Genomic DNA, 13,142 nt, shown 5'->3' with positions numbered 1-13,142 from the left:
AATATTTGCCACATGGGGTGCCGGCGTAACCGGCTGAGAAAAAGGTGTTGCCTTTTAACCCATCGAACCTGTTAGGTTAGTACCTGCGTAGGGATGTGGTCATCTGCCATGGCTATAATCCCCATGGTTTATTTATTTTTTAAGGAGGTTTTTATTATGACACAATTGGAATACGCCCTTTCAGGCATTGTCACAAAAGAGATGAGAATAGTTGCAGAGTATGAAGGAGTAGACGAAGAATTTATTTTAGAAGGAGTTAAAAAAGGAGAAATAGTAATACCATCAAACATCAACCACAAAAACCTCATTCCCAAAGGCATAGGAAGGGGTTTATCGACAAAAGTAAATGCCAATATAGGAACCTCTGATGCATACCCTGAAATTGAAAAAGAAATTGAAAAATTAAATGTTGCTGTAAAAGCTGGAGCAGATGCGGTAATGGATTTAAGCACAGGGGGCGACATTAACCAATCTCGTAGAAAAATACTTGAAAATTCCCCTGTCCCTGTAGGCACTGTCCCCATGTATCAAGCAGCTGTAGAATCTATATCCAAATACGGTAGCATTGTAGCTATGCCTGAAGAATTCATTTTTGAAGTTATAGAAGAACAAGCAAAAGACGGGGTTGATTTTATTACAGTCCACTGTGGTCTAACATTTGAATCATTGAAAAAGCTTAAAGACAACGGCCGAGTGATGGATATAGTAAGCCGCGGTGGCTCCTTTACAATTGCTTGGATGCTCCATAACGACAAAGAAAATCCTTTGTATAAACATTTTGATAGGCTCCTTGATATTGCTAAAAAATATGACATAACTCTAAGCTTAGGAGATGGACTGCGTCCAGGTTGTCTCGAAGACGCTACAGATAGCGCACAAATTCAAGAGCTCATCATCCTTGGGGAACTTGTCAAAAGGGCTCGTAAAGCAGGAGTTCAAGTGATGGTAGAAGGACCCGGGCATGTGCCAATTGACCAAATTGAAGCAAATGTAAAACTTCAAAAACAACTTTGTCATAATGCTCCTTTTTATGTGCTTGGCCCTATTGTGACTGATATAGCTCCTGGTTATGACCACATAACTTCAGCAATCGGAGGAGCAATTGCAGCAGCTTCTGGTGCTGATTTCCTTTGCTATGTTACACCCGCTGAACATCTCGGACTTCCAGACAAAGAAGATGTCAAAGAAGGCGTTATTGCAGCAAAAATTGCCGCCCATGCTGCAGATATCGCAAAAGGCGTAAAAGGTGCTAAAGAAAAAGATTTAACTATGGCTAGAGCTAGAAAAGCCTTAAACTGGGATGAGCAAATAAAGCTTTCTATAGACCCTGATAAAGCTTTTAAATATCGCATCAATAAAAACATATCTACAGCCAAAACTTGCAGTATGTGCGGAAAATTCTGCGCTATGAAAATTGTCAGTGAGTACCTTGGAACTTCAGCTATGACTTGCTAATACCTTTGCCTTATTTACATTCCCCCCTTGATTTTCTTTGCTAATTTCTGCTATAATAAAGGAAAACATCAAGGGGGTAATTTTTATGGAAAAGTGGCAGTGCACAGTATGCGGGTACATATACGATCCAGAAGAAGGAGACCCATCTCAAGGAATTGCACCAGGAACACCTTTTGAAGAATTGCCTGATGATTGGGTTTGTCCGGACTGTGGAGTAGCAAAAGATATGTTTGAAAAAATGTGAGGGAGCAATTGCTCTCTCTTTTTATTGATTTTTAATAAGATTCATATTATTATAGTTGTATGAAATCATTATGCTCAAACAAAGATATAATCAAACTGTGGAGGGCGTGTAATTTTAATGAGTGAAGGTTTTAAGAGGTTAACTCCTGAAGAAGCACCCGATGCTTTGTTATAAAGTTAATCAAAAAAGCAAAAAATATAGAAATTCACGTAATACCTTATAAATAACTTCTTCATTACTAAAAGGAGCAGTGAAAAATGGAAAACAAATTTGGAATCTCACTTATAACTTTTTTGTTGATTTTGGCCATAACCATGACAATGGTATTAGTTTTTCACCAACCTCCCTATATACCGCTTTTTATAAGCTATATAATAACCTTTGCTATTGTTTTGATAAACGGTTTTTCGCCTCAAGAACTTGTCAATATGTCAATTGATGGATTTAAAAAAGGTATAAATGTGATGATTATACTCCTTTTGATAGGAGCCCTAGTTGCCTTGTGGAAACAGAATGGAACGCTTCCGGCTCTTGTTTACTATGCCTCCCACTTTTTAAAACCACAAGGTTTTCTATTATTGTCTTTTATCACAACCTCTATTATCTCAATGATTTTAGGTACAGCTGTAGGAACCGCCAGTACTATTGGAATAGTAATAATGGGATTAGCCCATGGCTTTGGCTATCCTCTTCCAATAGTTGCTGGTGCAGTAATATCCGGTTCTTTTATAGGAGATAGGACCTCTCCCCTTGCAGGAAATGTCATTCTTCTGTCGGATATGGGAGAAATTGAGCAATACAATGTACTTAAATCTCTTTTTAAAACTGCAATTCCTACTTATATATTAACTGGTTTATTGTACTATCTTTTAAGTCTTCACATTAATATTTCTTCGCCCTACACTTTTGACAATCTTGCAGCTATAATTTTGAAAAATTATAAAATAAACTTCTTCTTGTTTTTAGCTCCTATAATGATTATAACCTTAGCTTTTTTTAGAATTCCTACAAAGATAAATCTTTCAATTGCTGTCCTTCTCTCCTACTTTGTCTCTTTACTAAATGGTTATAACCTTATAGATTCTTTAAAAGTCATTATGATGGGAAATGTATCTAATATTCCAGAATTTAAATCTTTCTTTTCAGGAGGAGGTATGGTTTCAATTTTCCCAATGATAGGAGTAGTAACCTTTGCTACCGCTCTTTCTGGAATATTAGAAGGGACAGGAATTATAAAAGCAGTTTTTAAAAAAGCTCAAAAAATTAAAAACCCTAAAATTGCCTATTTGGTCACAATGTTATTAAGCACTTTAATGGCAGTAATAACTTGCAATCAAGCCCTTTCTGTAATTTTACCTTCCCGCATAATGTTAGAAGTGTTTAGAAATCTTAACGTAAAAAGTGATATGATGGTAAGAGCAATAGCAGATTCAGGCATGATACTTGCCGGCATAATACCCTGGAATTTAGCAGCAATGTTTCTTTCTGCAGTTTTAGGAGTAAAAGTCATTGATTACCTTCCCTATGCTTATTTAAATCTATTATTCCCTATATTATCAATACTTATCGTGTTTATAGAAAGTAATAAACAATATAGCAATGTTCTAATGGAAGAATTTTAAAAAAAGCAGGATTTTATTCCTGCTTTTTTATCGCATATTTTAAGTTTATATAATAAGGTAACCCTTCTGCCATAGGGACCTTCACTTCTCCTTGTATAAGTGGTCTTGCATAATCAAAAAATTCTTCAGTAACATAATTACCTTCTTCATTTATCCAATTTAAAGGCATTTTTTTCTCCTTGTTACACACTTTATCAACATCTACAATATCTGTTTTAACAGTGTATGGGTAATTTCTTTCTCTTACAAGGCTTATCATTTTCCCGGTTTCACCACATAACGCATACTTTACTGCTTCCCTCCCCAACATTTCAGCTTCTTCAAAATCCACTTTAGATGCCAAGTGCATTGCACATCTTTGCGTTACACCAAGTCTGGTCATTTTGACACGTTTATATATTTTCTCTTTTACAAGCTTTTCTATATAGTCTCCTACTCCTCCCAGTTGAGGATGACCAAAAGCATCTTTATGATAAGCATTTTCTTTTCTTCCAATGTAATTCCCTTTTTCATCCATAAGTCCTTCTGACACAGTTATAAAGACATTGCCATATTCCTTATAAGCTTTATTTACATCCTCTAAAAATCTTTCCTCATTAAAAGGTATCTCAGGAAGATAAATAAGTTGTTTCAAATGGGGCAATCTTTCTTTAACCAAAGCAGAAGAAGCGGTAAGCCAACCTGCATTTCTGCCCATCACTTCGAGTACGTTAATTGTTTTAGTCTCATACACTTCCGCATCTAAAGCAAGTTCTAAAGTAGTTGTGGCTATATATTTTGCCGCACTTCCAAAACCAGGAGAATGATCTGTAAACATCAAATCGTTATCAATAGTCTTAGGAATTCCAATTACATTTATTTCAAAACCTATTTCTCTTGCATATTTACTGATTTTGTCAACGGCATCCATAGAATCATTGCCACCTATGTAGAAAAAATATTTAATGTTGTATTTCTTAAAAATTTCTATTAACTTTTTGTATTCCTCTTCATCCTCTAAATAGTCTTTTAACCTATATCGGCACGACCCTAATGCAGCCGCAGGGCTAAATCTCATTTGTTTTATTCTTTCATAGGGAATATCAAATATGTCAATAATATTGCCTTTTATTATACCTTCTATGCCGTTTATCCCACCATAAACTTTGCCAATTTTCTCCGAGCGCGAAGCTTCCATTATAGCTCCATACAGACTGGAATTAATAACAGCTGTAGGACCACCTGATTGTGCTATAAGACAATTGCTTTTAGTATACATAATATACCCCCATTGTGATATTCTATTATAAATTATAAAGTAATTCAGATATATTATATCACAAAAAGAAATATAATAATAATTTTTGATAAAATTTTATCAACCCTTCTTGCAAAAAGCAAAAAAATATAGCAAAATTATAATAAATAACGCATTCATCTTAAAAATACGGAGGGAGACATTATGGATGTAATTGAATTAGCTGCTCATTTGATGGCATTATCAGCGAGAACAGCACCTAAAGCAACTGGAAAAGACTTTATAGAAACAAAAGTAATTACAGGTGAAGACCTCGTAATGTTAAAAGAGGATATGATGAAATATGGCGAAGAATCCGGAAAGAAAAATTTTGACAGGGATGCAAAAAACGTCGCTAACTCCAGTGCAGTACTTTTAATTTCATTAAATAAACCAGAAAAAGTTGGACTAAATTGCGGCGCCTGCGGTTATAATCTTTGCACTAGTCTAAGGGATTTTAGAGAAGGTACAGAATTCGCAGGTCCCATATGTGCCTGGAGGCTCATCGACTTAGGAATAGCAGTAGGGTCTGCAGTTAAAACCGCCAGTCTCTTGAATGTGGATAATCGAGTTATGTATAGAATAGGTGTAAGTGCAAGAAGGTTAAAATTAATTGAAGGAGAAATTGTTATAGGCATTCCTCTTTCTGCTACAGGCAAAAACATATACTTTGATAGATAAAAAATGCCAGGTTAAATCCTGGCATTTTTTAAAATGACTTAGCTGCTTTTACAATATCCTCCGCTGTCAAACCATAATGTTTTAAAAGCTCTTTAGGTGAACCGGATTGTCCAAACTCATCTCTTATTCCAATTCTCTTTATCTTCACTGGATATTCCTCTGAAAGAACCTCTGCTACCGCCGAACCAAGCCCACCTATTATGCTGTGCTCTTCTGCTGTTATAACTTTGCCCGTCTTTTTAGCTACTTCTACTATTAAATCTTTGTCTATCGGCTTTATTGTGTGGATGTTCACCACTGTCGCTTCTATTCCCTCTTCTTTTAGTTTATCTGCTGCTTCAATCGCTATGGCTACCATTATCCCTGTCGCTATTATCGCTACGTCTTTCCCTTCTCTTATTACTTCACCTTTTCCTAATTCAAATTTGTAGTTTTGATCGTGTATATCTGGTACTGCCATCCTCCCCAATCTTATGTATACTGGTCCATAGTGTTCTGCAGCCGCAAATATGGCTTGTCTCGTCTCTTCTGCATCGGCTGGGTTTATTACCACCATCCCAGGTATTCCTCTCATAAGGGATATATCCTCTATTGATTGGTGTGTCGCTCCGTCTTCTCCTACTGTTATGCCAGCATGGGTAGCTGCTATTTTTACGTTTAAGTGTGGATAACCTATGGAGTTTCTCACTTGCTCATAAGCTCTTCCTGTTGCAAATATGGCAAAAGTGCTGGCAAAAGGAATTTTCCCACAGGTAGCGAGTCCTGCTGCTGTTACCATCATATCTTGCTCTGATATTCCCATGTTAAAAAATCTATCTGGATATACTTTTTGAAAATCTGCCGTCTTTGTGGATTTTGATAGGTCAGCGTCTAATACCACTACATCTTTGTTTTTTGCGCCTAATTCTACTAAGGCTTTCCCATAGGCTTCTCTTGTCGCCATAGCCATTTATACTCCACTCCCTTCAAGTTCTTGTATAGCTTTTTGTCTTTGTTCTTCGTTAGGCGCACTGCCATGCCATCCTACTTGATTTTCCATGAAGGATACGCCTTTTCCTTTTATTGTATGAGCTATTATCAAAGTGGGTTTTCCTTTTGTAGCTTTTGCTTCTTCTATGGCTTTGTCTATTTGGTCAAAGTCGTGACCGTCTATTTCTATTACGTGCCATCCAAAAGCATTGAATTTTTCATTTACTGGTTCTATGTTTTTTACTTCTCTGTTTGGGCCATCTATTTGTAAGCCGTTAAAGTCAAGTATTGCTGTTAAGTTGTCCAATTTGTAATGGGCTGCTGTCATAGCTGCTTCCCATATTTGCCCTTCTTGTAATTCTCCATCTCCTAATATTACATAGACTCTATAGCCCTTTTTATCTAATTTACCTGCTAATGCCATTCCATTTGCAGCAGAAAGTCCTTGCCCTAATGACCCTGTGGTCATATCAAGTCCCGGTGTGGATTTCATATCGGGATGCCCTTGAAGTATTGAGCCAAGCTTTCTTAAAGTTTTTAACTCTTCTTTCGGGAAAAACCCTTTTTCAGCTAATACAGCATACAGGGCAGGAGCTGCATGACCTTTTGAAAGCACAAGTCTGTCCCTATCTTCCCATTTGGGATTGTCAGGCTTTACATTCATTTTGTCAAAATAGAGCAGGGTTAAAATATCTGCACAGGATAATGACCCCCCAGGATGGCCAGATCCTGCTTCTGCCAACATGTTTATGATGTCTATTCTCACTTCTTTTGCCTTTTGCTTTAAAAATTCTTTGTCCATACCAATACCTCCATTTCACATGTTTTTAAATCCTTCTCCTAAAACTTCATGGGCTGTTGATAATATCATGAAAGCGTTGGGGTCTATTCTTTTCACAAGGCTTCTTAAGGTTGTAACTTCTCTACGAGTTACAACACACAACAAAACATTTTTGTCCTTTTTTGAATAACCCCCTCTTCCTTTTAGTTCTGTTACCCCCCTTTCCATTTCCTCCAATATTGATTTACTAATTTCCTCATACCTATCAGAAATAATTATAGCAATTCTCTCATCGCCACTACCTTCTTGTATGAGGTCAATAACTTTGATAGAAATAAATTCAGTAGCTAAAGCATAAAGGGCAAGTTCCGGGCTAAAAACTATGCCTGCTAAAGTTATTATTACAAAGTCTATTATAAGCAGTATTCTGCCCACACTTAAAAAGTGTATGTATTTATGCAAAGTCATAGCAGCCATGTCTGTTCCACCAGTTGTTGCTCCATATTTTATCACAATACCTATCCCTACACCCATTATTATACCACCATATACTGCCGCCAATATTGTATCATGGGTAAGAGGTTTTAAAAAAGCCAATGCATCAATAGAAACACCTAATAAAATAGTTGAATAAAGTGTTTTAGCTCCAAAACCTGTTCCTAAAGCTTTAGTCGAGATGATAAAAAGCGGAATATTTATTGCCAAGGTAACTGCTCCTATTGGCCATCCAAACAAATGTTGTAGAACAACTGCAAGTCCACTTACTCCACCAGGAGCAATTTTGTTAGGTGCCAAAAACAAATCTAAGGATAAAGCCACAAGTAATGTTCCTACACTAACCCCAAAAAAATCTATTATTATTTTTTTAGCGGTAATTTTCATAATATCCTCCTTAAAGATTCTGTTAGTTTTTGAATAGTAGCAATCTTTTATAAGACTTATTATTTCATCCTCGCTTAAGAAATATTGTGCTCAAATAATATATCAAAATTCTTTTTGGTTTTTTCCCTTAACTCATCTAAATATTTAGACATCTTATTCGTATATCCTTCTTGTGTTTATGAATTTATTACTAACATAAAGGATAAAAATTCTATTCTCTTTTTTAAAGGAAAAACTATAAAAGACTTTAATTATAATTATATCATAAAACTTTTTTCGCCGTACAAAAAAACAGCGCTAAGCGCTGCCTTATAATTAGTTAACCTTTTAAAAATCAATCAACCCTAAACTTATTTGCAAAGCTTCATTGACTTTCTCCATCATTTCCTGGTCAAAATGACCAATTTTTTCTCTTAAACGTTTTTTGTCAATAGTCCTTATTTGCTCCAATAATACTACAGAATCTTTGTTAAGTCCATATTCTGCCCCATTTATTTCAACATGAGTGGGCAATTTGGCTTTGTTAATCTGAGATGTAATTGCCGCTACTATTACTGTTGGACTATATTTATTACCAATATCATTTTGAATTATAAGTACAGGCCGAATTCCGCCCTGTTCAGAGCCTATTACAGGGCTTAAATCGGCATAAAAAATGTCTCCCCTCTTTATCACCATAGTTAATCACACTTTTTCAATTTCATTTCATATCCTGTAAAACATTCGTTTTCTGCGGTTAGGCCCATTTCCGCAAGTTCACTGTTAATTGCTGCCATCTCAAGATATCCCTTTTTCATGCTCTCTCGTATTTGAATTTTTTTCTTCTCGCGTATATATAATTTCATCGCTTCTCTTATAAATTCACTGCGATTCCTGTTTTCCATAGCGGCAAGAACATCAACTTCTTCTAATAAACTTTGCGGCAAGCTTACAAGTATTCGCTTTGTTTCGCCCACTTTTAGGACCTCCTTACGCACTTATATAATTTATTATATATTACTATATATAATGATGTCAATCATTTGTAAATTTTATACTATAAAAGTCAAATTTTTAAATAATTTTTTACCTCAATTACCTCTCCTTTGTAAATATATATTCGAGGTACCCTTCTAGATATTCCACAATATACTTCATAAGGTATAGTATTTAATTTTTTAGCAATCTCCTCTGCTGTTATTTTTTCTCCATCTTGATTTCCAAAAATAGTTACATCATCACCTACTTCTACTCCTTCTATATCGGTGACATCTAACATCGTTTGGTCCATACAAATTCTCCCAATTACGGGAGCATATTTCCCTTTTACTAAGACATGATGATTATTAGAGAGTAATCTATTAAAACCATCAGCATATCCTACAGGCAATGTGGCAATTTTGCTTTTTCTTTTAGTTATAAATGTCCTTCCATAACTAATGGAAGTACCTTCAGGTACTTCTTTTATATACACTATTTTAGTTTTAAAACCCATAGTCTGTCTTAAATCCAATGGTCTTTCAACATTTTCTGAAGGATAACTACCGTATAGAACTATTCCTGGCCTTACCATGTCTAAATAAGTATATTTAAGGTCAATAATTGCTCCACTGTTAGCTATATGCTTTAAAGGAATGTTTATCTCTTTTTGCTTTAAGCTTTCTAACAATTTCTTGAACATATCAAACTGTTGTTCAGCATATGTTTTATCTTTTTCATCAGAAGTAGCAAAATGACTAAATATGCCTTCTACCTCTACCCCTTCCATTTCCATCATTTTTTCTATCTCTTTTTCAGCTACATTTAAATCTGTATATCCTATCCGTCCCATACCTGTATCAACTTTTACATGAACTTTAGCCTTCTTACCCACATTTAAGGCAATTCTTTCTAAGTCTTTAACATAGTTTATATCAAAAACAGTTTGAGTTATATTGTGCACAATTAATTCTTTGGCCTGAGGTAAAGGCGTATATCCAAAAACGAGTATGGGAATATTAATTCCGCATTCCCTTAATTCTAACGCCTCTTCTATTGTAGCTACTCCCAAATAAGAAACCCCATTTTCTATTAAAACCTTTGCTACTTGACAAGCTCCATGACCATAAGCATTGGCTTTCACTACCCCCATTATTTTTACTTTCTTCCCCACCCATCTCTTTACTTCACTCAAATTATGCACTATATTATCCAAATATATTTCTGCTCTTGTTGGCCTTATATTATCAAACATTAAAAATCCCCCTTTTGTTTTTCACCTCAAGGATTTTATCACCTTAAGTATCTCTTCTTCACTCAAATCTCCTGTTACTGTAATTTTTATTTGAATACCATTTACCATCGTAGTATATTCCTTTTCCCCATTGTCTTTTTCTTTATAATACACTCCTTCACTCAAAAGAAATCCTTTTTCATTAACTATTTCGTTTTGGTCAACCACAGTCTCAAAAATTTCCATCAAATTCTTACCCAAAGTATACACAAAAGTAACTCCATTATTTTCATTAACATTCACTAATACATTTAAAAGTTTAAAGCCTTGTGGTAAATACACAGGCATTACAGGATTTATGCCGCAATATTTATAAACCTCTTTTGCATCTATTTCTATTACTGGAGAATCTAAAAGATTTCCCGCTAACGTCGTTACGCTATCCTTAGTAAATAACTTGTCATTTATCTCAGGGTTATATTTATAATCCTTATAAGTAATTTTTGAAAAAATTTCATTATTAATATCAAAAATTGTCAATTCTTTAGGTGTCAAATCCTCTTTAGAAAAAGCCATTTGTTCTTTGTACATGAAAATATTTTTATCCAAAATAGGAACTGTTATTAAATAAAATTTATCCATCTCTCTTTTTTCTATCTCTCCACCTGAATTAATATAGTTTTTTATAAAAGAAGTAATCAGCGAATACAAAGGAATCTCTTCTGTATTTTCTGCTACAAAAACTTGATTCACCTTTGCAAAATACACATAACTTCTTTTGCCGTCATATACAATAATTTTATCCGGACTCCCACTTTCCTCTAAAACTTCTAAGCGAAATTTACCTTTTTTATAAAACTGCACAACTGAAAATTTGTTACCTATCTTGTTGTTATAAAGCTCTACAATTGCTGTGGCAGTATAACTTTCTAATTTATCTAATTGTTCTTTAATAGAAATAAAAGGATCTTTAACTTTTTTTGCTTTTATTCCACACCCTGAAAGAAGAAATATAAGCACAAAAACAATTACAAAAAAGCTCTTTTTCAACAACTCTCACCCTCTTACAAACTACATTTAAGAGCCTCCGGAATGTTCTCAAGGATATCCATCGCTGTCATTCCATACTCTCCTACATATTCTTTAGCAATATCTCCTGCCTTTCCATGATAAAATATCCCATAAATTGCTGCTTTTTCTTCGCTAAACCCTTGAGCCAAAAAAGCTGTAATCATTCCTGCCAAAACATCTCCACTACCAGCAGTTGCCATTCCAGGGTTGCCTGTGCTATTTATATATATGCTTCCTTCTTTTGTCGCTATTACAGTTTTAGCACCTTTAAGTACAAGTGTCACTTTATACCTATCAATAAAAGTTTTTGCTACTTCAAAAAGATAATTCTTAATCTCATCAATTTTTAGGCCTGTCAATCTTGACATTTCGCCATAATGGGGAGTTAGAATAATTTTTTTACCTTGTATAACTTCCAATCTTCCTACCAAAGCATTGAGAGCATCAGCATCTAAAACTACAGGCTTATCCGTATTTTTTACAATGTCATATACCAATTGTGAAATATCTCTATCATGAGTCAATCCTGGTCCTATAGCAATAACATCACTTTCCTCTATTAACTCTAGTACACTACTTAAAGCATTATGGGATAAAATACCATTTTGTTCCTCTAATCCATAGGTTATAACCTCATAAAGTCCCCCTTGAATTACTGATTGCACACTTTGGGGAACTGCTAATTTCACCAATCCGCAACCTGCCTTAATAGCGCTTTTAGCACACAGATATGCTGCTCCTGTCATATTTTTAGAACCAGCTATAATCAAAGCTTTACCATAATCTCCTTTATGAGTATTTCCATGCCTTTTTGGAAGCTTTACATCCTCTGAAGTCACAAGGTTATAATTATAACCTACCTCTGCTGCTAACCGGTAAGGAATCCCTATTTCAGCAACACGAACTTCTCCTGCATAATCGACACCCGGATACACTAATAAACCCGGCTTTAGAAATTGCATAGTAACTGTTTTAGTAGCCCTAACAGCGCATCCTTCTATTTTACCTGTATCAGCATTTAACCCAGAAGGAATATCGACAGATACCACAATTTTATTTGCTTGGTTTATCATTTCTATAATCTCTTTTGTTATACCGCTTATTTCTCCTTTAAGCCCAATTCCGTAAATTGCGTCCACAATCACATCGCTGTCTTTAATGGTTTTTTCCAAAAATTTTAGATGTTCTCTTTGAGTAATTTCCGCTACATAAATCCCCATATTTAGGATTGCATCTAAATTTACTTTTGCATCACCTGAAATAGCACCTAAACTTGTAGTTAAAAATACTTTTACATCGACTCCCCAATTATAAAGATTTCTAGCCACTACATAACCATCTCCACCATTATTCCCCTTTCCAGATATAACTATTACAGAGTTTAAATTCTCTTCCTCTAAAATCTTTTTTACCTCTAGCGCTGTTTCTCTTCCCGCATTCTCCATTAAACCTATAGAAGGAATTCCTATTTTTTCTATAGCTATTTTTTCAACTCCTCTCATCTGTTTTGAGGTCAGCACTATCATTTTTTTCACCTCCAATAGCAATAGCACAGCTTATAGCATAGGTCTTCGTATGAGAAATAGACAGCTTTATATCCCTTATTCCCTTTTTGTCTGCAATATTTTTAGCCTTCCCCTTTAAAATTACGGCAGGGGCTCCTTTTTCATCGTGACATATTTCAATATCTTTCCAGCTAAAACCACTGATACCTGTTCCTAAGACTTTTGATATGCTTTCTTTTGCTGAAAAAAAACCCGCTATATGAGGTAATTTCATCCTTTTACTGTTAAAATACTCTATCTCTTTTTGAGTAAATAACCGTTCCAAAAATTTAGAATTTGCATCAAAAGCTTTTTTTATCCTTTCAACTTCTACAATATCCGTTCCCACAAACAGTTCCATATATACAGTTCCTCCAATTATCCTAATTACATTATATTATTTCTCTATTAATTCACAAAATCCTT

At 34.9% G+C, this 13,142-nt stretch carries 14 protein-coding genes and 1 riboswitch; of the genes, 4 read left to right on the top strand and 10 right to left on the bottom strand.

Annotation, left to right across the window (positions count from 1 at the left end):
- Positions 1–3 precede the first annotated feature (3 nt).
- Positions 4–111, top strand: a riboswitch (TPP riboswitch).
- 45 nt (positions 112–156) lie between these two features.
- From thiC to TETH514_RS04970, 3 genes are all read left to right on the top strand, one after another.
- Positions 157–1,455, top strand: a complete 1,299-nt coding sequence (thiC, locus tag TETH514_RS04980) for a phosphomethylpyrimidine synthase ThiC (protein WP_009052803.1) — start codon at positions 157–159, stop codon at positions 1,453–1,455.
- Positions 1,456–1,540: 85 nt separating this feature from the next.
- Positions 1,541–1,699 (top strand): rubredoxin, encoded by a 159-nt coding sequence (rd, locus tag TETH514_RS04975; RefSeq protein ID WP_003867480.1) that lies wholly within the window; start codon positions 1,541–1,543, stop codon positions 1,697–1,699.
- Positions 1,700–1,956: 257 nt separating this feature from the next.
- Positions 1,957–3,321, top strand: a complete 1,365-nt coding sequence (locus tag TETH514_RS04970; RefSeq protein WP_009052804.1) for a Na+/H+ antiporter NhaC family protein — start codon at positions 1,957–1,959, stop codon at positions 3,319–3,321.
- A gap of 13 nt (positions 3,322–3,334) precedes the next feature.
- Here the strand turns inward: TETH514_RS04970 and TETH514_RS04965 are convergent, their stop codons facing one another.
- Entirely contained in the window at positions 3,335–4,579 is a 1,245-nt protein-coding gene (locus TETH514_RS04965) for a 6-phosphofructokinase (RefSeq protein WP_009052805.1), read from the bottom strand.
- Between the two features lie 183 nt (positions 4,580–4,762).
- Here TETH514_RS04965 and TETH514_RS04960 point away from each other — a divergent pair, with 183 nt between their 5' ends.
- Complete coding sequence (locus TETH514_RS04960; RefSeq protein ID WP_003871225.1) at positions 4,763–5,278, top strand: ferredoxin domain-containing protein; 516 nt, start codon at positions 4,763–4,765, stop codon at positions 5,276–5,278.
- Between the two features lie 28 nt (positions 5,279–5,306).
- Here TETH514_RS04960 and TETH514_RS04955 read toward each other — a convergent pair whose 3' ends face one another.
- The 9 genes from TETH514_RS04955 to acpS form a co-directional block, all read right to left on the bottom strand.
- Positions 5,307–6,227: a transketolase family protein gene (locus tag TETH514_RS04955; RefSeq protein WP_003870015.1), complete on the bottom strand. Its 921-nt coding sequence runs from the start codon at positions 6,225–6,227 to the stop codon at positions 5,307–5,309.
- Positions 6,228–7,049: a transketolase gene (locus TETH514_RS04950; RefSeq protein ID WP_012268649.1), complete on the bottom strand. Its 822-nt coding sequence runs from the start codon at positions 7,047–7,049 to the stop codon at positions 6,228–6,230.
- A 15-nt stretch (positions 7,050–7,064) separates the two neighbouring features.
- Positions 7,065–7,910: a YitT family protein gene (locus tag TETH514_RS04945; protein ID WP_003867473.1), complete on the bottom strand. Its 846-nt coding sequence runs from the start codon at positions 7,908–7,910 to the stop codon at positions 7,065–7,067.
- 327 nt (positions 7,911–8,237) lie between these two features.
- Positions 8,238–8,588 (bottom strand): type II toxin-antitoxin system PemK/MazF family toxin, encoded by a 351-nt coding sequence (locus TETH514_RS04940; protein WP_003867472.1) that lies wholly within the window; start codon positions 8,586–8,588, stop codon positions 8,238–8,240.
- Positions 8,589–8,590: 2 nt separating this feature from the next.
- Positions 8,591–8,866 (bottom strand): CopG family ribbon-helix-helix protein, encoded by a 276-nt coding sequence (locus TETH514_RS04935; protein ID WP_003867471.1) that lies wholly within the window; start codon positions 8,864–8,866, stop codon positions 8,591–8,593.
- A gap of 89 nt (positions 8,867–8,955) precedes the next feature.
- Positions 8,956–10,122: an alanine racemase gene (gene alr / locus TETH514_RS04930; RefSeq protein ID WP_003867470.1), complete on the bottom strand. Its 1,167-nt coding sequence runs from the start codon at positions 10,120–10,122 to the stop codon at positions 8,956–8,958.
- Between the two features lie 21 nt (positions 10,123–10,143).
- On the bottom strand, positions 10,144–11,154 hold the full coding sequence (locus TETH514_RS04925; RefSeq protein ID WP_003867469.1) for an outer membrane lipoprotein carrier protein LolA: 1,011 nt from the start codon (positions 11,152–11,154) through the stop codon (positions 10,144–10,146).
- An 11-nt stretch (positions 11,155–11,165) separates the two neighbouring features.
- Positions 11,166–12,698: a bifunctional ADP-dependent NAD(P)H-hydrate dehydratase/NAD(P)H-hydrate epimerase gene (locus tag TETH514_RS04920; protein WP_009052807.1), complete on the bottom strand. Its 1,533-nt coding sequence runs from the start codon at positions 12,696–12,698 to the stop codon at positions 11,166–11,168.
- Positions 12,661–13,077: a holo-ACP synthase gene (gene acpS / locus TETH514_RS04915; RefSeq protein ID WP_003867467.1), complete on the bottom strand. Its 417-nt coding sequence runs from the start codon at positions 13,075–13,077 to the stop codon at positions 12,661–12,663. Before acpS ends, TETH514_RS04920 begins: the two co-directional genes overlap by 38 nt.
- Positions 13,078–13,142 lie beyond the last annotated feature (65 nt).

The sequence above is a fragment of the Thermoanaerobacter sp. X514 genome (assembly GCF_000019065.1).
Taxonomy (GTDB): domain Bacteria; phylum Bacillota; class Thermoanaerobacteria; order Thermoanaerobacterales; family Thermoanaerobacteraceae; genus Thermoanaerobacter; species Thermoanaerobacter pseudethanolicus.
The sequence above is the reverse complement of the archived record's forward strand: the minus strand, read 5'-3'. Positions and strand labels throughout refer to the sequence as shown.